General features: G+C 60.6%; 15 protein-coding genes. 13 read left to right on the plus strand and 2 right to left on the minus strand.

From position 1 onward, the window contains the following. Window positions 1–52: 52 nt before the first annotated feature. The 5 genes from IB277_RS21905 to IB277_RS21925 all read left to right on the plus strand — a co-directional run bounded on the left by IB277_RS21905 (window position 53) and on the right by IB277_RS21925 (window position 7,566). Entirely contained in the window at window positions 53–1,222 is a 1,170-nt protein-coding gene (locus IB277_RS21905) for an alpha-hydroxy acid oxidase (protein ID WP_192371711.1), read from the plus strand. Between the two features lie 361 nt (window positions 1,223–1,583). Continuing rightward, window positions 1,584–3,020, plus strand: coding sequence for a DUF1254 domain-containing protein (locus IB277_RS21910; RefSeq protein WP_192371712.1), 1,437 nt, complete (start codon window positions 1,584–1,586; stop codon window positions 3,018–3,020). A 14-nt stretch (window positions 3,021–3,034) separates the two neighbouring features. Next, window positions 3,035–4,558, plus strand: coding sequence for a DUF1254 domain-containing protein (locus tag IB277_RS21915; RefSeq protein WP_192371713.1), 1,524 nt, complete (start codon window positions 3,035–3,037; stop codon window positions 4,556–4,558). A 123-nt stretch (window positions 4,559–4,681) separates the two neighbouring features. After that, window positions 4,682–7,087: a sulfatase-like hydrolase/transferase gene (locus IB277_RS21920; protein WP_192371714.1), complete on the plus strand. Its 2,406-nt coding sequence runs from the start codon at window positions 4,682–4,684 to the stop codon at window positions 7,085–7,087. A gap of 185 nt (window positions 7,088–7,272) precedes the next feature. After that, window positions 7,273–7,566, plus strand: a complete 294-nt coding sequence (locus IB277_RS21925; RefSeq protein WP_192371715.1) for a type II toxin-antitoxin system RelB/DinJ family antitoxin — start codon at window positions 7,273–7,275, stop codon at window positions 7,564–7,566. A 24-nt stretch (window positions 7,567–7,590) separates the two neighbouring features. Here IB277_RS21925 and IB277_RS21930 read toward each other — a convergent pair whose 3' ends face one another. Then, a complete protein-coding gene (locus IB277_RS21930) occupies window positions 7,591–8,874 on the minus strand; it encodes a diguanylate cyclase (RefSeq protein ID WP_192371716.1) in 1,284 nt (427 codons plus the stop codon). 630 nt (window positions 8,875–9,504) lie between these two features. On the opposite strand from IB277_RS21930, the gene IB277_RS21935 reads away from it, so the two are divergent. Together IB277_RS21935 and IB277_RS21940 are read left to right on the plus strand one after the other, a co-directional pair. Next, the gene (locus IB277_RS21935) at window positions 9,505–10,005 is read left to right on the plus strand and encodes a DUF3016 domain-containing protein (RefSeq protein ID WP_192371717.1); all 501 of its coding nucleotides are present in this window, start codon (window positions 9,505–9,507) and stop codon (window positions 10,003–10,005) included. A 463-nt stretch (window positions 10,006–10,468) separates the two neighbouring features. Continuing rightward, window positions 10,469–11,368: an AraC family transcriptional regulator gene (locus tag IB277_RS21940; protein WP_192371718.1), complete on the plus strand. Its 900-nt coding sequence runs from the start codon at window positions 10,469–10,471 to the stop codon at window positions 11,366–11,368. A 39-nt stretch (window positions 11,369–11,407) separates the two neighbouring features. Here the strand turns inward: IB277_RS21940 and IB277_RS21945 are convergent, their stop codons facing one another. Then, window positions 11,408–13,549: a TonB-dependent siderophore receptor gene (locus tag IB277_RS21945; protein WP_192371719.1), complete on the minus strand. Its 2,142-nt coding sequence runs from the start codon at window positions 13,547–13,549 to the stop codon at window positions 11,408–11,410. A 304-nt stretch (window positions 13,550–13,853) separates the two neighbouring features. Between IB277_RS21945 and IB277_RS21950 the strand changes: the two genes are divergently transcribed. The 6 genes from IB277_RS21950 to IB277_RS21975 all read left to right on the plus strand — a co-directional run bounded on the left by IB277_RS21950 (window position 13,854) and on the right by IB277_RS21975 (window position 19,876). Beyond that, the gene (locus IB277_RS21950) at window positions 13,854–14,849 is read left to right on the plus strand and encodes an iron-siderophore ABC transporter substrate-binding protein (protein ID WP_192371720.1); all 996 of its coding nucleotides are present in this window, start codon (window positions 13,854–13,856) and stop codon (window positions 14,847–14,849) included. Then, entirely contained in the window at window positions 14,846–15,892 is a 1,047-nt protein-coding gene (locus IB277_RS21955) for an iron ABC transporter permease (RefSeq protein ID WP_192371721.1), read from the plus strand. The genes IB277_RS21950 and IB277_RS21955 overlap by 4 nt, the downstream gene beginning before the upstream one ends. After that, complete coding sequence (locus IB277_RS21960) at window positions 15,889–16,929, plus strand: iron ABC transporter permease (protein ID WP_192371722.1); 1,041 nt, start codon at window positions 15,889–15,891, stop codon at window positions 16,927–16,929. Before IB277_RS21955 ends, IB277_RS21960 begins: the two co-directional genes overlap by 4 nt. Next, window positions 16,926–17,765: an ABC transporter ATP-binding protein gene (locus tag IB277_RS21965; protein WP_192371723.1), complete on the plus strand. Its 840-nt coding sequence runs from the start codon at window positions 16,926–16,928 to the stop codon at window positions 17,763–17,765. Before IB277_RS21960 ends, IB277_RS21965 begins: the two co-directional genes overlap by 4 nt. After that, window positions 17,762–18,829, plus strand: coding sequence for a DUF2218 domain-containing protein (locus IB277_RS21970; RefSeq protein ID WP_192371724.1), 1,068 nt, complete (start codon window positions 17,762–17,764; stop codon window positions 18,827–18,829). The genes IB277_RS21965 and IB277_RS21970 overlap by 4 nt, the downstream gene beginning before the upstream one ends. Before the next feature lie 132 nt (window positions 18,830–18,961). After that, entirely contained in the window at window positions 18,962–19,876 is a 915-nt protein-coding gene (locus IB277_RS21975) for a hypothetical protein (protein ID WP_192371725.1), read from the plus strand. Window positions 19,877–20,185: the final 309 nt, after the last annotated feature.

The following is a 20,185-nucleotide window of genomic DNA, read 5'->3' on the forward strand; positions in this document are numbered from 1 at the left end:
CCCGGCAACCTGATCATTGGAAGCTGCGGCGAGCGACCTTGGTGGACAAACAATGGGCGATCCCCTTCAAAAGTATCTCTGCTTGAATGATTTTGAAACTTCGGCCAGGCGACGCCTTCCGCGCCCGCTGTTCGGCTACATCGCGGGTGCAAGCGAAACCAATGCGTCGCTGCGCTACAATGCAGAAGATTTCGACACGTATGCCTTTCGGCCACGTGTGCTTCGAGACGTCTCCGGGCGCAGCACGCGGACGACACTGCTTGGCGAAAGATATGACGCGCCGTTTGGGATCGCGCCTATGGGTATCAGTGCGCTGATGGCCTACCGTGGCGACGTTGTGCTGGCCGAGGCGGCCGCAAAGCGTCGAATTCCCATGATCATGAGCGGATCGTCGCTAACACGGCTCGAAGAAGTCGCTGGTGCCGCCCCGGGCTCGTGGTTCCAGGCATATCTTCCAGGAGAACCCGACCGAATTGATGCACTTGTCGACCGCGTGCAATGCGCCGGTTTTCAGACGCTGGTCCTCACGGTCGACACGGCGACCCTGGCAAATCGCGAGAACAATATACGCGCCGGCTTCTCTACGCCCCTGCGCCCGAGTCTGCGTTTGGCGTGGCAGGGCATTTCCCATCCGCGATGGACGATCGGCACCTTTCTACGCACTCTGGTGACGCAGGGCGTCCCGCATTTTGAGAACTCCTACGCAGACCGTGGAGCGCCGATCATTTCGTCGAACATCATGCGCGATTTCGGGCGGCGGGATCACCTGAATTGGGTCCACCTTGAGCGCATTCTCGCGCGTTGGCCGGGAAAACTCGTCGTCAAAGGTGTTCTGCATCCAGACGACGCTTCGCGCGTGCATGATGTCGGTGCGGATGGGTTGATCGTGTCCAATCACGGCGGGCGTCAACTCGACGGCACCATGTCGCCCATAAGCGCGCTTCCTGAGATCGTTGCGCGGATCGGCAACAAAACCACTGTCATGGTCGACGGCGGCTTCCGGCGGGGCACCGGTATAATCAAGGCACTCGCGCTCGGCGCACGCTTCGTTTTTGTCGGGCGGCCTTTCCTCTACGCAGCGGTTGTCGCCGGCGGTCCAGCTATCCGTAAAGCTATCGACATCCTAAAATCGGAAATCCATCAGGACATGGCGCTCCTCGGAGTCGTGGCGATAGATGACATCGATGGCAGTTTCGTCGTTCGCCGTGATCGCCTCGCGTGACGGCTAAGGTCGTGGACCGGGCGTCAAATCGAAAAGGCTAGCGATTTGATTTTGCTCGAGGCGAGGGATCGCAGACGTGGTGGCCGGAAACCGCCCCCATCATGAGCTTGGGTTTTTCCGCTTTGTGCGTTCAAGATCGCATGATGTATTGAGCGGCCCATGAGGGCGAGGATTGGTCGCCTTCCAGCAGATCGCACCCGCGCGGTAGCGTGGATTCCGCGCACCCTCGCCGCGCATGGCAGTGCCGCGCGACATTGAGATCCAGTTTATCCTAGCATTTTAACAGTTACGTACTTCCGAAGTTGCCCTGCCTCGTGTTCGCTCGACCGACCCTGATCGACGCAACCGAGATGAGGTTCCCATGTCCGTTCTGCGAACACTTGCTGCCTTCTCGCTTGCTGCGAGCAGTATCATCGCCACCGCACCCTTTACGGCGGCGCAATCCACGGACGAAGACGAGCTGCTCAATCTGCCGACCTCAGCGGAAAACATCGCTGCCGGCCTCGAGGCGGACGCCTACGCCAGCGGCCTGCTTGCCTATGTCTGGGGCTATCCGTTGGTGCGGATGGAGCGCGTGGCGCGCACCTACAGCGACGTCCCCGACCCGAAACCGGCCACCAGTTACCGAGCGCCGGTCAATCGGATCGGCTGGGCAACCTCGCTTGCAACGCCTGACGCCAAGGACATGCCGACGGCCAACAACGACACGCTTTACCTGAGCGCGGTCGTCGATCTCGGCAAGGAGCCTTATATCCTGCATGTGCCCGACACCGCCGATCGCTACTATGTCGTCGACGTCTTCGACATGTGGCAGAACCTGGAACATTACATCGGCCGTCGCACCACCGGTACGGAGGCCGGCGATTTTGCGCTGGTGCCTCCGGGCTGGGAAGGCGCCCTTCCGGCCGGTATCACGCGGCTGGACGTGCAGACCGACAAGGTCTGGCTTTGGGGGCGCCTGCGGGTGAGCCAGGGCGAGCCGATGGAACCGCTGATGAAGCTGCAACAGGGGTTCACTCTGCGGCCGCTCAGCCAGCGCGACAACAAGGACTTTGTTGCAGCTCCGGAAACGCTTCCGAAAATGCCGGACACAGCCGGTGATCCGCTCGGCTTTTACAAGCAGTTGGCCTTTGCGCTGAAGTCCAATGCCGTGCCACCGCAGGATGCCGCGCTGTTCGGCCAGTTCGCCCGCTTCGGGCTCACCGAGCAAGGGTTTGACGATTCCAAGCTCACGCAGCCACAGCGAGATGCCCTGATCAGGGCGCTGAAGGATGGCCCCAAGGTGGCTGTGTCGGCACTTTCGAGCGCGGGCACGGAACGCAACGGCTGGAGCTGGGTGCGCGGTCTCGATGATTTCGGATACATGTATCCGCTGCGCACCCTGGTCGCCGGTCCCTATCTCGGCGGCCAGGGCGAGAAGGAAGCGATGTATCCGCTGCGCTCGACCGACTCCAAGGGAGAGCAACTCGACGGCAGCAAGAAATACGTCATCCGCTTCGGCAAGGCACCGCCGGTCGACGCCTTCTGGTCGCTGACCGTCTATAACGCCGCCGACAAGATGCTGATCGAAAATCCGATCCAGCGCTACAAGCTCGGCGCCGACACACAAGGGCTCAAGGTCAACGCGGACGGGTCCTTCGAGGTGCCGCTGCAGGCGAGCAAGCCGGATGGCGACAATGCGGCCAACTGGCTGCCGGCGCCCGCAGGCCCGTTCTACATCATCCTGCGCCTCTACCAGCCCAAGGACGAAGTGCTCTCGGGCAACTACGACCTGCCCCAGATCGACCCGTTTCAGTGACAGGAGACGTTCCAATGCACAGCAACGACCCCGCCGGATGGCTCGTCAATCGCCGTGATGTCCTGAAGCAGGGCGTGGCCACCGTTTCGTTCGCCGCACTTGCAGCTGCGATCCCGGCGCTCGCCCTGCCGACGTCCGCGTTCGCGCAGGATGGCCAGCTTCCGCTCGGCGGCCAGCCCGACAAGGGCTCAACCCCGTCGATCAAGGACTTCGACTACCAGATCAAGTACCAGCGCGCCTTCGAGGCGGTGCTGTGGAACATGCCGGCGATCGCGATCTTTTCCTTCCGCCGCGCAGCCTTCACCGATCTCGGCATGAAGGACAACGACATCATCGCCTACTCGGCGGTGGCGACTCCGAAGCTGGAGGCGATCACCGCCAACAGCACCACACCCTACATCTCCGCCTTCACCGACCTGCAGAAGGGGCCGGTGGTGCTCGAAGTGCCCGCGGCCGGGGCGGACGGCAGCCTTTACGGGCAGGTCGTCGATGCCTGGCAGTTCACCATTGCCGATGTCGGGCCGGCCGGCGTCGACAAGGGCCAGGGCGGAAAGTTGCTGTTCACGCCGCCCGGCTACACGGAAGCGGTGCCGGAGGGCTACATACAGGTCCCATCGCCGAACTACCGCATCGCCTTCGCCTTCCGCTCGGTGCCGGCGGCCGGCAAGACGACGACGGATGCCTATGCTTACGCGAAACGGCTGCGCATGTATTACCTCAGCGAAGCCGGCAATCCGCCTGCGCAAAAATTCGTCGATCCGATCGACCAGCGCTACCCGACGCTGCCCTTCTACGACGCCCGCCACTTCGAAGACATGCACGCGATCATGAGCGTCGAGCCGGTGCGTGAGCATGACAAGGTGATGATGGGCATGCTGAAGTCGCTCGGCATCGAAAAGGGCAAGCCTTTCGCACCCGACGAGACCGCCAGGCGCGCCATGCAGCAGGCGGCGGTCGATGTCTGGTTCTACCTGCAGGACTGGTTCGACCATACGCCCGACACGATGCGCTACTGGCCGGATCGGCACTATGTCTCGCTGCTGCAGGCTGATGACAACAAGACGTTCTCGTTCATCTACGACGACTATATCGATCTCATCCCCCGCGCCGCCGAGTACTTCTGGTGTACCTACATGCCGAAGGTGCTCTCCGACACGCCGGCCACGCAGTACATGATGGCGATGGCCGACAAGGACGGAAGGCTGCTGGAAGCCGGCAAGCTCTACAGGCTCGACATTCCCGCCGAGATGCCGGTCAAGCAGTTCTGGGCGCTGACGGTCTATGACCGCGCCACCATGTCCTTCATCTACAGCGACCTCAACCGAACGACCCTGTCGTCCTACGACGTCGAGAAGATGAAGAAGAACGCCGACGGCGGCGTCAGCATCTATGTCGGGCCGAAAGCGCCTGACGGCCTCGAGGCGAACTGGATCCCGACATCAGGCAAGAGGCCGCTACCGGCGGTGCGCTTCTATGGCCCGACCGACGAATTCAACAACAGATCGTTCAAGCTGGCGGATTTCGAATTGGTGGGCTGAGCCGGAACGCTGGTTTCCAACGGGGGCGTACTGTCTAGGGCGAAGCGAAAATGGCTCCACGCACGCCTGCCGGCCGCGTGAGCCGCGGCGCATTCGGTCGCCGTTTGACCAGGAGGAAGGTGGATGCCAGCTTTCAGTAATATTCGGTCGCTCTCTTTTCGCTGTACGCGGCTTGCGCCCGTCACGCTTACTCTGGCGCTTGCCGCCGCCACGTTTCCAGCCTTTGGGCAGACCGTACCCGCCGACGGCTCGGTCCTGCCCTTTCCGCCGGAGCCGATGAAGGGCGTGGCAAAGCCGCGGCTGCAGGATTCAACCATGGAATGGCCGGCGGCACCGCAGCGTCTGCGGGCGGACGCGCCAAACATCCTCATCGTTCTCCTGGATGACGTCGGCTTCGGCGTTTCCGAGGCCTTTGGCGGCGAAGTGCGCACCCCGACGCTGTCGAAGCTCGTTGGCGAAGGCATCAGCTTCACCGGCTTCAACACCACCTCCATCTGTTCGCCTTCGCGGGCAGCACTTCTGACCGGGCGCAACCACACGCGTGTCGGCTCCGGCACGATCGCCGAACGCGCAGTTGCCTTTGACGGCTACACCGGCGTCATTCCGAAAACGGCGGCAACGGTTGCCGAAGTCTTGAAGAACTACGGTTACCACACCTCTGCCTTCGGCAAGTGGCACAACACGCCGGCGACGGAGACGACGTCGATCGGCCCGAAGGATCATTGGCCGGACGCCTATGGCTTTGAATATTTCTACGGCTTCCTCGGCGGAGAAACCTCGCAGTGGGAACCGCGGCTGACGGAGAACTATGACGCCGTCGAACCGCCGCACGACGACCCCAAATACCACCTGACCGAAGACATGGTCGACAAGGCGCTGAAGTGGCTGGACGACTACCGCGCCTTCGACCCGAACAAGCCGTTCCTGATGTATTGGGCGCCGGGCGGTGTTCACGGGCCGCATCATGTGTTTCCGGAATGGACGGCCAAGTACGAGGGCAAGTTCGACACCGGCTGGGACGCCTACCGCGAGCGCACCTACAAGCGCCAGCTGGAGATGGGCGTGATCCCCAAGGGCACCAAGCTCACCGAACGCGACCCCACGATGGCCTCCTGGGATAGCATTCCGGCTGGGCAGCGGCCGTTCCAGGAGCGGCTGATGGAGATCTTCGCCGGTTATGTCGAGCACACGGACACTGCGGTCGGCCGCCTGATCGACGGCATGGAGAGCCGCGGGCTCAGGGACAACACGCTGATCTTCTACATCTTCGGCGACAACGGCTCGAGCGCCGAGGGCCAACAGGGCTCGATCAGCGAACTGCTCGCCCAGAACAACATCGAAAACACCGTCGAGGACCAGATCGCAGCCCTCGACCGGATCGGCGGCCTCGACGCCCTTGGGTCAGGCAAGACCGACAACATGTATCATGCCGGCTGGGCCTGGGCCGGCAGCACGCCGTTCAAGGGCACGAAGCTGATGGCCGGCAATTTCGGCGGCACCCGCAACCCGATGGTCGTCTCCTGGCCCGGCCATATCAAGCACGACGGCAAGTTCCGCCAGCAGTTCCATCATGTCGTCGACATCGCCCCAACGATCTACGAGATCCTCGGCATCAAGGCGCCGAACAGCGTCAACGGCTATGATCAGCTGCCGATCGACGGCACCAGCCTCGCTTACACCTTTGGTGATGCGAACGCTGCGCCGCAGAAACACGAGCAATTCTTCGACAACAACGGTAGCCGCGGCCTGTTTCTCGATGGCTGGTTTGCCGATGTGCCCGGCCCCTTCATTCCCTGGGACACGCCGGCTTCTTCCAAGCGGCTTGCCGGTTGGGATTCAGCCAAGGACGAATGGGAACTCTACGACCTGAAGACGGACTTCTCCCAGGCGACGAACCTTGCCTCGGCAAACCCTCAGAAGCTCGAGGAGATGAAAAAGCGCTTCCTCGATCTCGCTGAAGAAAACAAGGATTTCCCGATCGGCGCCGGCAACTGGCTGCGGCTGCACCCGGAAGACCGGATCAAGTCGGCCTATGACAAATGGACCTTCAGCCAGACGACGCGCCGCATGCCCGAGTTTGCCGCCCCCGGCGTCGGGCGGGAAAGCACCCGCGTGCGCATCGAGGCCGAATTGGGTGAGAGGGCCAACGGCGTGCTCTATGCCGTCGGCGGCGCCGGCGGCGGCCTCTCCGTCTACATGGAGAACGGCGAACTCGTCTATGAATACAACATGATGATCATCGAGAACTACCGGGTCAAGACCGGCAAGATCGCGGCTGGAAAACATCAGATCGAGATATCGACCGTGATCGGCAAGCCGGCAGGGCCGGCAGAGGTGATCATCACCGTCGACGGAAAGGAAGCGGCGAAAACGACGGTCAAGCGCACGGTTCCGGTCGCCTTTACCGCGACCGAAAGCTTCGATGTCGGCGCCGATCTCGGCTCGCCGGTTTCCGAAGCCTATGCCGCCAAACGTCCCTTTACCTTCGACGGGACGATCAATGGCATAACAATCGAACTCATTGAGTGAAACACAAGCTCGATCAGTCGGTGAGTTGTAAATGCCAAACCCAATTCACGACGTCTCACAACCCGGAACTGGACTGCTTAGGTCTAGGCAGTTCTCGGCCTGTCTCGATTAGTGCTTCTGGGATCGCCTAATGTAACGTGGGGAAGCGGCTAACTCCAACGTCTCACCATTCGCGGAGATTTGTCATGGCTGCAAATGCACTGGTCCAGACGCGGATTGATGCTGACATCAAGGACCGCGCCACGGCTGTCCTGCAAAACACGGGGCTGACGGTATCGGACGCCGTTCGTATCCTTCTGACGCGAACGGCGAACGATGGCGCATTACCGCTCGAGATGGTCGGCAGCAGTGACGCCCACGATGCCTGGTTCCGCGCTTTCGAGGATACGCGACCTGATTACGAGGATGCGAATGCTGAGGCTCGCTTTCGCGAGCGCCGGGCGGCCGCTCTGCGTAAGGCCGGGGCTGGCGACCGATGAGGCCTGTCTGGGCGCAGCGAAAGCTCAGGCTGGGGCCGATTGGGGTGGCACGTGAAGGGTCACTTGGTTGCGTCCATTTTTCTTGGCCGCGTACAACGCGTCGTCCGCTTGCCGTTGCAGGGCTTCAAATGAGCCGACCTCATGGCCGTGTTTCAGGACCGCAAGTCCAATGCTGACCGTGACATAGGCGCCGACGGTCGATCTGGGATTCGGCAAGGACGCAGCCTCGACGCGCCGTCGGATTCGTTCGGCCACCGACACGCCATCCTCCTCATTGGCGTCCTGCAGGAGGACCAGGAACTCTTCGCCGCCATAACGCGCGACCTGATCGCGTTCGTCGCGCATGCTGCTCTGGATGATGCCTGCGACCTTGACCAGACATCGGTCGCCTTCCGAGTGCCCGAGGCTGTCATTGAGCTGCTTGAAGTGGTCGATATCGCACATGAGTATCGCCGCACCTTTAGTCTGCGCGACGCCGCTGCTCCACACACGATTGAGCGTTTCCACCATCCAGCGCCGATTTGCGATGCCGGTGAGGGGATCGGTTCGTGCAAGTAGCTCGAGCCGCGAATTTGCGTCCGTCAGATCGGCAAGGCGAGACCGATCGCGCAGTTCAAGCAGGAAAGTCTTGTGCGCCAGGATGCCGGCCGTCCGGCGCGCAACGACGGTCGCAATCACGCCGCTCGCGAAAAAGAGGGCGCCCGCCAGAGCATTCTCGGCGGCGATATCCGGGTTTTGCACTTGAAAGACGAGATAGAGGCCGAGCGCGTAGGCGGCGATTGCCATCGACCACTCGAGCGGAACCGGGAAAATGATGATCGCGGTCACGGCGACAAAGAGCATGATCGTCAGATGTCGTTCGTAGTATTCCCCGCCCGTGTTGACGCCGACCAGTGCGACTGAAAGCAGAATGAAGAAGACGCCAAGGTGGAGCGCTAGCGCCTCCATCTCTAGCCCGCGCGGCTTCATGAAAACGATCGCCGTGACGATGGCTGCAGGTGGCAGGATCGATGCTGGGAGAAGCATCTTCATGACGGCTTCAGACGGTAGCAAGGCCGCGTTTACAGCCAGCGTCAGGACATCGAGAACGACCACCCAGACCATCCACGCGCGAATGATCTTCGACGTTTGTGGCCACGACCGCATCCGGAAGAGGCGGGAAAGCTCCGCGTTCAGACGGATGTCGCGCGTTCGTCCGGCAAGCAGGCGGTCGACTTCGTTGACAACCGTTGGCGCCAATCGCTGAGGGCCTGTTTGTGTTGAAACACCGCTTGCGCGGGAAACGCCTGATGCTCGATGCGTATCCATGATTTGGCAATGTAGGGGCGGTCGTGTCGATGGCAAGAACGAGCTGTCGGCCTGCGCGCGACCTTGCCGATCTGGCTTAACGACCTGTGTCGATGCGACCATCGCGCATGGCGGCGTCTCAGATCGGCACACGTCCGTCGACTTGAGAGCTATCGGCCTGCATGGATTGGGCAGCTATCGCTGAGGCTCAGGAGGATAGGCGCGTTTCAATCCAATCGCCTCCGCCACAATAACGCATGTGGTTTCAGCGACCCGTTCAAGCTGCTCAATAGTCTGATTGATGTGCTCTCCCGGTAGCCGGCGGAACATCGTGAGATGCGCCCGCAGGAAGTTTCGCTCTGGTGGAAAATGTGTTCGTCTCAAGAGACGAACGGCTCCAGATCGCTTTCCCAAATTCGGGCTGGCAGTATGGGAGGGTGACGCGTCTCCAACGATGGGTTGCTGGCTGATGCTGATCACTAGTCGGTGCAGATTCTCAATCTCACGTCTTCGCAAAGGGTTTAAAGTTCGTGATCGGCGTGCCATCCCGGCGACGAAGGCTGCTTGCGTCCGACGATATCTGTTGCGCACTTTAGTGCCCTTGTGGCGACGGGTTTTCGGTCTACATTTAGATGATCGATGGAGGCTGACATGCGCTTCGCAACCCGCTTTGCCTTTGCCGTAACTGTCGCATTGCTCCTTGGCAGCACCGCGTACGCGTCCGTATCCGTCGACTTTGTGCACCCGGAGAAATTCCGGGATCCCGATTTCCGCAGCTTCAGCGAGCGCAATCGACTGATCTCCGAGTTCCGCGGCTATTTCGAGACGCTTGCGGGCCGCTACTTGAAGAAGGGGCAGGCGCTTCGGATCGACGTCCTCGATGTCAGGCTCGCCGGTCAGTACGAACCCTGGCGGCCCTATTTCGACGACGTGCGCATCCTTCGCGATTCAACCCCGCCGAGGTTCAAGCTTCGCTACAAGTTAACTGAAGGGGGACGCGTGTTGGCGCAGGGAGAAGAGGTGGTTAGTGACCTCAACTATCTCTGGACGTCGTCGGCCCGTACGGCGATGGAACGACACCCCTATGAAAAGGAAATGCTGCGCGACTGGTTCCGCAAGCGCCTCGTTAAGCTTCAGCCTGCACGACACTGACGATGGATACGGGATGGTTGCCCCGGAGCACGTGCGTTCGGATGGTGAACTTGACTTGCGCCTTGTGCCTTGAAGACTGTCTCCCCTGAGAGGTGCAAGACAAGTTTTGACCGTCTTGCGAAGGTTATCTTGACGGCCGCGGAAAGTGTGGCGAAAACGTGTCCGCGCTGCGGAACCGTTCAACTCGCGGGTCATCTGCGCGACGTCCTTGCGGCAAGGAGGTACCGCGTGAGGGGCAAGGAGTACGCAGGCGGCCATGACTATCTTGTCTGGCGCGGTGCCATTTCCGACGGGGTGGACATCCAGTTCGGACATTAGACGAGCGTAGGAAGGCCGGCTTGCCACACCCAGATAAATATGACAATTAGAGTCAACTTACGATCTGAGGTGACGGTGTCACGACCAGTGCATTACCCTGCCCGTCAAGGCATCCGACACCTGAAGAGGAAGAGCTGATCGAAAAATGGGTTTCTGGCATTCAATGTCCTGGAGAACCGAAGGCATCCGGGTCACGGCACCAGTCCAATGGCGCCAGTATGATGGGATGGTCAGCGTTCTCTGGGAGGCGGAAAGCCAGGCCGGTGCCAGCGGCTATTACCTCGCGGACGATCCGCGTATCATGTTCTTCTTCAACGACGTCTCGCCGAACGTTCGCATCTCGAATCTGGACAACGATCTGACGAGGAATTCGCGCCCCATGGCGCGCGCCGTATATGTTCCGGCCGGTATCCCCTTGTGGACCGGCAGCCGGAGGGCACACAGCTTCTCCCACCTCAACCTGCACCTCCATAAGGATCGGGTGTTGCGCTATCTGGCTCCATCGGTCGGGAGTTCTGTAGCGCAGTCGGCGTTGCGCCGCCCGGTCGAGCTTCAAAACGTGGCTGCAATCGACGCTCTGGCGAAACTGCTGGCCGACGAGATCAGGAACCCCTCCAAGCATGAAGTCTATGCCGAAAGCTTGATAGGAAGCATCGTCGCCGGGCTTCTGGATATTCCGGCCAATCGCGAGGAAAGGGCCGACGGCAGGTTGACGCAGGCGCAGATGAACCGGCTCGTCTCGCATGTCGACTCGCTTGGTGACTATCGCATGTCGGTCGCCGATATGGCTGCCGTCGTCGGTCTATCGGAAAGCTGGTTTGCAAATGTCTTCAAGCAAACAACCGGTACCACTCCATGGCAGTGGCAGCTCTCAAAGCGTATCGAGCTATCGAAGCAGCTGCTCGGTGAAAGTGATCTTCCGGTCGCCAGCATCGCCGCCCAGCTCGGCTTTTCCGATCAGGCACATCTGACGAAAGTCTTCCGCCAGATCGTTGGCGAAACGCCGGCGGCTTGGCGGCGGATGCGGCAATTCCGGCAATCGTGAGGATCCCGCCCGGCATATCGCGGGCGGGATGACCCATGTCTACCAAGTCTGGCGCAGCGTCGCGAGTATGCTGCGTCCCGGATTGTAGTACACCGCACCGGTGTCCTTGCTCGCCACGTGTTTCTCGTCGAACACATTGTTGACGTTCAGCTGGAATGTCGTGTTTTCCTGGACCTTGTAGGTGAAGGCCGCGTCGAACAAGACTGCGCTGTCCGATGACGTCGTGTTGGTGATGTTGGTGTAGTAGGCGCCCGTAAAGCGAGCCCCGAGCCCGAACATCATGTCGCCGCGCGCACCTTCGCCTTCCAGCGTGTAGGTACCCCACACCGAAGCGATGTTTTTGGGAACGCGCATCAGGCGGTTGCCGTCATTGGCGCCGCCGGGTTCTTCGATCTTGGAATCGATGTAGCTATAGGCGGCAATCACGCTGATGTTGTCTGTCACCTCCGCCTTGGCTTCGAGTTCGAAACCGCGATGTCGGACCTTGTCGACCGTTTGCGGCAGATAGGTGACCTGGTCGAAGACGGTGATGTTGCCCTTCGTCAGATCGTAGACGGATGCGGTGAACAAGGCCGGAAATGCGTCCGGGCGATACTTGATGCCAACCTCATACTGCTTTCCCGTCGTCGGATCGCTGCCCACAGCGGGCGGTGCCGCCGACTCGGCGTAGCTGATGTAGGGGGCCAGCTCCTCGGTGATCTTGTAGCTCGCACCAACCCGCGTTGTGAATTCGCTATGGTTGCCACTCCGTGTGGTTCCGGCAAGCAGGTTAGTCTCGCGGAGATCCAGCCAATCGTTGCGCAAGCCGACGCTGACCGTCAGCTTGTCGAAGAAGGTCAAGTCCTGCTGAAGATAGATGGCGTTGGTCTGCTGGTCGTTGTTGGTCTTGGCATAGGGGGACATCGCGCCAGGTCCACCCGAATAAACAGGGTTTTCCCAATCGATCGACGGTGCGGGCGTATAGAAATTGGCGCTGTCCGCGGAATACTTGTTGTAGTCGGCGCCGAATAAAGTGCGGCTCTCGACATTGTCGAAACCTGCCTCGTACATGAGGTGTGCGTCGATTACGAATTGTTCGGTCGATTTGTCGTTTCCGAAGAAATAGCGGCCGGCCACGGTCGACCCGTTCGTCGGTGTGCTGCCGATATAGGCGCTGCCGAACCCGTCGTTCAGGTTGCTGTGGCGCGCATTCGAGCTGAAACTGAGGCCATTGCCGAAATCGTGGTCGAAGAGGACACTATAGGTGTTGCGGTTCGTTTCGGTGAAATAATAGTCCGGCTCGCCGAAAAACATGTCCCTGTCGAAATCGGTACCGAGCGGATGGCCGCCGCTGCCGGGCACGCCATCCTTGTCGAGATGATCGAAGACAAATGTCAGGCTCGTGGCGTCGGTGGGGCGCCACGTCAGGCCACCCATGATGAAGTTCTCGTCATCCTGAGAATAGTCGTACTCAGCATCCGAGCGCTGGGACTTGCCGGTCAGGCGATAGGACAGTGTGTCGTCCGCGGTGAGGTTGTCACCGAAATCGAAACCCAGTTCCTTATGCGCGAACGAGCCGCCCGTGCCGTAGACCTCACCGAAACGATCGCTCTTCGGTGTCTTCGTGACATAGTTGACCGATCCGCCCGGCTCCGCTGCTCCGAAGCTCGAGGAACTCGCGCCTTTCAACACCTCGATGCGTTCGAACGCGTAGGGTTCTTCCCGAACCCCGGCAAAAGTTCTGCCGATGGCCAGGCCGTCGCGATAAGTGTACGGCGTGAAACCGCGAATGTCGAAATAGTCGAAGCGGTCGTCAGAACCATAAAAGTCAGTCACCACGCCGGCCGTGTACTGCACGACCTGCTCGACCGTGTCTGCACCGCGCTCTTCAATTTCCTTTGAGGTAATGACGGAAACCGAGGCGGGCGCGACAAGGATATCGGTCGGCATCTTGCCGACGCCGGTGGTTTCCGTGGCGACGATCGATTTCGAATCGCCATCGGTGTTCAGCACGCTGCCGCCCCTCGTTACTTCGGCGACAATCTCCTCCAGCGTCGTTGCTCCGCCTTGCGTGTCTGCCTCCTGTGCAAACGACAGGGCAGGCGCCAAGGCAAAGAGTGTCGTGCAACCAAGGAGAAGCGCGTTGCGGTAGCGGATCGGCGCCTGCTTCGGGCTGCGGCTTATCTGAATATCCATGTCCATTTTCCAATTGACGTAAACGCCGAAGCGATTGGCCTCATGAATGCCGTTGGAGGTCGCCGAGCTGCATCGCGTCTTCCCGTCCGGTGCGCATCGAAGCCGCGCCGGACGTCCCCGTCTTGAAGTCGTTGTCCCACATTGCCGCTATTAACTGGAGCGCTTTTGTCCAGTATTGTATATTTCCCCGGTTTTGTACGATCCTCCGGGAATCTCCGCGCACTTTCCGAAGATCGGCTGCTTTGACGTTGACGTCGGGTAATTAAGCTGAGACTTGGGGTCAACTTTTAATATCGGATGGAGTGGGGCGATGAAGCTAGTTCGTTTCGCCGTGTTGGCGATGATCGCCCTTTGCTGGCCCGGCAGGCACGACCTTGCGTTCGCTGCCGAGAGCGCGACTTATCCCATCACGATCAAGCACGCCTTCGGCACGACCGTCCTGGAAAAGAAGCCGGAGCGGGTCGCAACCGTTGCCTGGGCGAACCACGAAGTACCGCTGGCTCTTGGCATCGTTCCGGTCGGCATGGCGCGGGCCAACTTCGGTGACGATGACGGTGATGGCATTCTGCCATGGGTGGCCGCACGGCTGGACGAGCTCAAGGATGAAAAACCGGTGCTTTTCGATGAGGGCGATGGCATCGATTTCGAGGCGGTCGCCGCCACCCGACCGGACGTGATCTTGGCGGCCTATTCCGGTCTTAGCCAGGCGGACTATGACACCTTGAGCCAGATTGCACCTGTCATCGCTTATCCGGAGGCTCCCTGGTCAACCGACTGGCGCGAGACGATCCGGTTAAACAGCGCGGGGCTCGGCATGGCTGCTGAAGGGCAAGCGCTGATCGCCAGCATTGAAGCAGACATTGCCCAAACGCTTGGCGGTCATCCGGAACTCAAGGGCAAAACGGCGATGTTCATCACGCATCTGAGCTCCTGGGACCTCAGCACCGTCAATTTTTACACGACCAACGATACGCGCGTCCGGTTCTTCGCAGATCTCGGGCTCGCGTCGCCGAAAAGCGTGGTGCAGGCGTCGCAGCCTGGAAAGTTCTCAGGTTCGGTCAGCGCCGAAGAGATCGATGCCTTCGACGATGTCGATATTCTCGTGACCTACGGCGACGGAATGCTATTCGATGCTTTGAAAGCCAACGCGCTGATGCTGCACATGCCTGCCGTTGCACGAGATTCGATCGTCATGCTCGGCAACAACGCGGTCGGCAATGCCGCCAATCCCACGCCTCTGTCGATCAGTTGGGTCCTGAAGGACTACGTGAAGCTGCTGAGCGAGGCAGCCAAGAAGGCGAAATGAAGGCAGGGATCGTCAAGACATCGGACGGGCGTTGGTCGCCGGTTTCCCGTTCCAACTGCATGCGAAGTCTTTGGCTGGCAGCGCTTTTCGCGCTCCTCATCCTCTTGCTTGTCGCCTCTGTCACGGTCGGTACGCGCTATGTCGGGTGGGAAGATATCCTCGCGGCGCTGGCCGGAGCGCAAGACAACATCGGTCGTGCATCAGTCGCCTTGCGCATCCCTCGGACCTTGCTGGCACTGTTGGCCGGCGGTGCCCTCGGCCTAGCCGGAGCGATCATGCAAGGCGTGACCCGCAATCCGCTTGCCGACCCTGGCATCCTCGGGGTCAACATGGGCGCGTCTCTTGCTGTCGTCGTCGGCGTCGCCTGGTTCGGGATGTCGTCGCTCTATGCGTATATCTGGGTGGCGATCCTGGGTGCGGGGTGTGCCGCGATCTTCGTCTACACCATAGGTTCGCTCGGCAGGGGCGGCGCAACACCTCTCAAGATGGCGCTCGCGGGTGCAGCAACGTCAGTCGCGTTTGCGTCCTTGGTTATCGCCATCGTTTTGCCCCGTGGCGATATCGCGGGCGGTGTTCATTCCTGGCAGATTGGTGGTGTCGGTGGCGCGACTTACGATCGCATCCTTCCCGTCTTGCCGTTTCTGCTCACAGGTTTCCTGATCAGCCTGTTGTCGGCCAGAAAACTCAACTCTCTTGCGCTCGGCGACGAGCTTGCAACCGGCCTTGGTGAAAGCGTTGCAACCGCACGCGCCGTCGCCTCCATCGGCGCCATCCTTCTGTGTGGCGCCACGACCGCCGTGTGCGGGCCGATCGGCTTTCTCGGCCTGGTCGTGCCGCATGCCTGCCGCATGCTGATCGGCGTCGACCATCGATGGCTGCTGCCTTTTTCGGCGCTTGCAGGCGCGTGCCTCCTGCTTGCTGCGGATGTTGTCGGGCGCATCGTCGCGCGCCCGGCGGAGATCGACGTCGGCATCGTCACCGCGCTGATCGGTGCGCCTTTCTTCATCTGGATCGTCCGGCGCCAGCGCGTGAGGGAACTGTGACAACTTCCTCGTCCACCCCTGATGTCGTCATCGCACACCGTCGCAAGCGCGTGCGCAGGCATGCGTTCATTCTTGCCGTGTTGCTGGCCCTGGTCGTCGCGATCTTCACCGTCACCTTGTCGGTTGGGCAATCCATCACACCGCCGGGCGATGTCTTGCGGGTGTTGATGGGGGAAGCGGTTCCTGGCGTATCCTTCACGGTGGGACAACTGAGGTTGCCGCGCGCGGTGATGTCGGTTCTTGCAGGCTTGTGCTTCGGACTGGGCGGCGTTGCGTTTCAGGTCATGTTACGCAATCCGCTCGCTAGCCCGGATATCATTGGGATCAGTTCCGGGGCGGGGGCGGCTGCCGTTTTCGCCATTGTCGTCCTGTCGGTGAACGGACCGATGGTCTCGGTCATCGCCGTTGTCGCGGGCCTCGGGGTTGCTCTGCTCGTCTACGGCCTTTCCTTCAAGCACGGCGTCGCCGGGACCCGGCTGATCCTCGTCGGTATTGGCGTCTCCGCCATGCTTCAAAGTGTCATCGCCTACATTTTGCAGTCAGCACCGGCCTGGAACTTGCAGGAAGCGATGCGTTGGCTGACCGGCAGCGTCAACGGGGCTCAGCTCGGCCAGGCGCTGCCGCTCCTGCTCGCCCTCCTCTTCTTCGGCGGGCTACTGCTCGCTAGCGGTCGCGATCTTGAGACGCTGCGCCTTGGCGACGATATGGCGGCCGCCCTTGGAACGAGGGTGTCGCGGACGCGGATGCTGGTGATTGTAGCTGCGGTCGGCCTGATCGCGTCGGCGACCGCCGCGACGGGGCCCATTGCTTTCGTCGCGTTCCTGTCGGGACCGATCGCCGGCCGGATCGTACGAAACGACGGCTCGCTGCTGATACCGTCTGCGCTGACGGGCGCCGTTCTGGTGCTTATGGCCGACTATGTCGGTCAGCACCTTCTGCCGGGCCGCTACCCAGTTGGGGTCGTGACCGGAGCACTTGGAGCGCCTTACCTCCTTTACCTCATCGTTCGCATCAATCGGATCGGAGGGTCATTATGACCGATCATCTGCTCGTCGCCAGCGGATTGACGGCCGGCTACGACAACACCGAAATCCTGCGCGGGCTCGACCTCACCATTCCCCCGGGTAAGATCACGGTGATCGTTGGCGCCAATGCCTGTGGCAAGTCCACATTTCTTCGCACGCTCTCGCGATTGATCGCGCCCAGCGAAGGCCAGGTTCTGCTTGACGGCAAGTCCATCCACCGGACGCCGTCGCGCGAGCTCGCCCGCACGCTGGGACTTCTGCCGCAATCGCCGATCGCCCCGGAGGGTATCACCGTGGCCGACCTCGTCAGCAGGGGACGGCATCCGCATCAAAGCCTGTTTTCTCGATGGACGCGACGGGACGACGAGGCGGTCGACAGCGCACTTGCGGTAACAAAGACAGTTGATCTTGCCGAACGGCCGATCGACGAGCTCTCAGGCGGCCAGAGGCAGCGCGTCTGGATTGCGATGGCCCTCGCACAGCAGACCGACATCCTGCTGCTCGATGAACCGACGACCTTTCTCGACATCAACCATCAGATCGAAGTGCTCGATCTGCTGACCGATCTCAACGGTACGCGTGGCACGACGGTCGTCATGGTGCTGCACGATCTCAACCTTGCTGCCCGCTATGCCGACCATCTCGTGGCGATCGCTGGTGGGCGTGTGCACGTTTCGGGCACGCCGGAAGAGGTGCTTACCGAAGAGACCGTACGGCAGGTTTTCGGGCTCGAAAGCCTCGTCATCAGTGACCCGACTTCAGGGCGGCCGATCATGCTACCGATCGGGCGACACCGGATGGCCGCCATCGGCGGCATGGGTGATGCATCACAAAAGGAGAGCGCATGAACGGGGCTAATTTCAAGCTGTCCGGTATAGCCGTCCCCGTCAGTCCGGCCGATATGCTCGAGGAGATCTGTGAGCATTTTGTCGAGCATGCCGAGGTCGAACGGAAAGGCGACCTTGCGGTATTGCGAAGCAAGCTCGGCGTCGCCCGCATCAGGATTGAAAACGCACAGCTGCAGATCGAGCTCGACTGCCCGACGCGCGAAACGCTGCACATGAGCCGCACGATCCTGGCGGAACATCTTTTCTATTTTGCCGAAGACCAGCCGTTCGAATTGACATGGTCGGAGCCAACTTCTCTGTCGGCGCTTCCGAACCTCCACGAGGTAACCGTCGTTTCCGCACACGATGTCACGCCGCATATGCGTCGCGTGATTTTTTCCTGCACCAATGTGACGCCTTTCGTGCATGGCGACATGCACGTCCGCCTGTTGGTGCCGCCGAAGGGCAAACCGCCGGTCTGGCCCGGCTTCCGGGAAGACGGCCGTATCGCTTGGCCGGAGGGTGAGAACGCGCTGCTTGTCCGGGTCTATACCATCCGCGCCGTCGATTGCGATCGGGGCGAGTTGTGGATCGATTTCCTGCAACACCCAGCTCCCGGCGTATCGACACCAGGTGCGGATTTTGCCCGCGACGCACGACCTGGTGATGTCGCCGCCCTGCTTGGCCCGGGCGCTGGCGGACTGCCGGAAGCGCGGTCCATTTTGCTGATCGGGGACGAGAGCGCGCTGCCAGCTATAGCGAGGATTGCGGCGGAGGCTCCTGCTGGAACCAACTTGCGTGCCATCATCGAGGTTGAGGACAAGGCGGAAGAGCAGCCGCTTCAAACCGATGGCGTGCTCAATGTGCAATGGTTGCACCGGGCGAGCTACCCGAACGGCGCCGCCGATGTTCTCGTGTCCGAGGCGAAAGCAGCAATTGAGGGGGCCAACGACGAGACGTTTGTCTGGGTTGCCTGCGAAAAGATGGATGTACGAACGATCAAGACATTTCTCAAAGCGCGGAAACATGATCGCAGGATGATGTATGTTGCCTGGTACTGGGAACGCGATGTGGACAACGCATGACGTACTGATGGGACCGCTGTCCTTTCTGCGGGCGAAGGATCTCCGGCGCGACTGGTAACGGAACCATCCCACTATGCGTCATCTGAAGCTAGAGAACAGACACGCAAGGTCGTTTCGAAGGAGCTATCGGCCGTGATCAAGCTTGAGAAGGTGCGCGATCTCGACATCGATGTGGGCTCGGCTTCCCGTTCCTTGCACCTAAGTGCTGCAAGCGGGCTGCAATGCCTGGGTACGGCGCTCTATGTGATCGCGGACGACGAACTTCACCTTGGAGTGTTTCCGGTTGCTGGCTCAGGTCGAGGTCGCTTGATCCGTCTGTTTGACGGCGAACTGCCCGAGACGAAGGGCAACCGCAAGAAACACAAGCCTGATTTGGAAGCGCTGACCGTTCTCCCGCCTTTCTGCGAGTTTTCGTATGGGGCGCTCTTTGCGATCGGTTCTGGATCGCGGCCCAATCGTAAAAAAGGCGTTCTGCTCGGTCTCGATGCGCAGGGCGCCATCTCCACACCTCCCAAAAACGTTGATCTCTCATTCATTCTCGATCCGCTCGCGGGGGAATTTGGCGAGCTCAACATCGAAGGTGCAGTGGTTGTCGGTGAAGAACTTCGCTTGCTTCAGCGCGGCAACAAGCGCCGCAATGACAATGCCATCGCTCGCTACCCGCTGCATGCGGTGCTCAACGCGCTTTCGAACGATCAAATTGATCCGGTGGGGCCCTCAGCGGTCGATCGCTTCGATCTGGGCGCCATCCAGGGAACGCCCTTCGGTTTTACGGATGCGGCAGCCTTGCCCAATGGAGACATGGTCTTCAGTGCCGTGGCCGAGAATACGGAGAACGCCTATCTTGACGGTCCGTGTCTTGGTGCGGGCATTGGAATTGTCGACGAGCGAGGCATCCTTGTTGTCTTTGATCTACTCGAATACCCGCACAAGATAGAGGGCATACTTGCGATCGAGGGCGACAGGGTTGTGGAACTTCTTCTTGTGACGGATGCCGACAACCCCGATATCCCTGCGGGCCTGTTTTCAACACAGATCGCCCGGTAGTTGGCTAACGCTCTCGCCATCACGAAGCCGTGCCCTCATTTGTTTGCCGCCTCGATTGGTCGGCGACCGAAAAAGCGCTAAGTTTCCACTCCGTTCATCATCGAATTCGGGCGGGAGATCGGCATCTCTGGCATCCGTTTGTAGTCCAACTTGCCGCAGAACGGTGAGCATGCGATCATGCGCACTCATCATCAAGTTGAAGCGTAGCACGTCGGCTTTAACACCTATGCGCAACACTCCCTAGACAGGCCCATGGGCCGTTGTGCAGTCTCTTTTATGATCGCGTTCGAAATCCACCAAAAAGAGGAG

Source organism: Ensifer sp. ENS07, assembly GCF_014852185.1.
Classification (GTDB): Bacteria; Pseudomonadota; Alphaproteobacteria; order Rhizobiales; family Rhizobiaceae; genus Ensifer; species Ensifer adhaerens.

What these genes read in the sequence shown, in the direction of transcription:
- IB277_RS21905 (WP_192371711.1), top strand. Translation starts at nt 53, where the DNA reads ATGGGCGATCCCCTTCAAAAGTATCTCTGCTTGAATGATTTTGAAACT.
- IB277_RS21910 (WP_192371712.1), top strand. Translation starts at nt 1,584, where the DNA reads ATGTCCGTTCTGCGAACACTTGCTGCCTTCTCGCTTGCTGCGAGCAGT.
- IB277_RS21915 (WP_192371713.1), top strand. Translation starts at nt 3,035, where the DNA reads ATGCACAGCAACGACCCCGCCGGATGGCTCGTCAATCGCCGTGATGTC.
- IB277_RS21920 (WP_192371714.1), top strand. Translation starts at nt 4,682, where the DNA reads ATGCCAGCTTTCAGTAATATTCGGTCGCTCTCTTTTCGCTGTACGCGG.
- IB277_RS21925 (WP_192371715.1), top strand. Translation starts at nt 7,273, where the DNA reads ATGGCTGCAAATGCACTGGTCCAGACGCGGATTGATGCTGACATCAAG.
- IB277_RS21930 (WP_192371716.1), bottom strand. Translation starts at nt 8,874, where the DNA reads ATGGATACGCATCGAGCATCAGGCGTTTCCCGCGCAAGCGGTGTTTCA.
- IB277_RS21935 (WP_192371717.1), top strand. Translation starts at nt 9,505, where the DNA reads ATGCGCTTCGCAACCCGCTTTGCCTTTGCCGTAACTGTCGCATTGCTC.
- IB277_RS21940 (WP_192371718.1), top strand. Translation starts at nt 10,469, where the DNA reads ATGGGTTTCTGGCATTCAATGTCCTGGAGAACCGAAGGCATCCGGGTC.
- IB277_RS21945 (WP_192371719.1), bottom strand. Translation starts at nt 13,549, where the DNA reads ATGGACATGGATATTCAGATAAGCCGCAGCCCGAAGCAGGCGCCGATC.
- IB277_RS21950 (WP_192371720.1), top strand. Translation starts at nt 13,854, where the DNA reads ATGAAGCTAGTTCGTTTCGCCGTGTTGGCGATGATCGCCCTTTGCTGG.
- IB277_RS21955 (WP_192371721.1), top strand. Translation starts at nt 14,846, where the DNA reads ATGAAGGCAGGGATCGTCAAGACATCGGACGGGCGTTGGTCGCCGGTT.
- IB277_RS21965 (WP_192371723.1), top strand. Translation starts at nt 16,926, where the DNA reads ATGACCGATCATCTGCTCGTCGCCAGCGGATTGACGGCCGGCTACGAC.
- IB277_RS21970 (WP_192371724.1), top strand. Translation starts at nt 17,762, where the DNA reads ATGAACGGGGCTAATTTCAAGCTGTCCGGTATAGCCGTCCCCGTCAGT.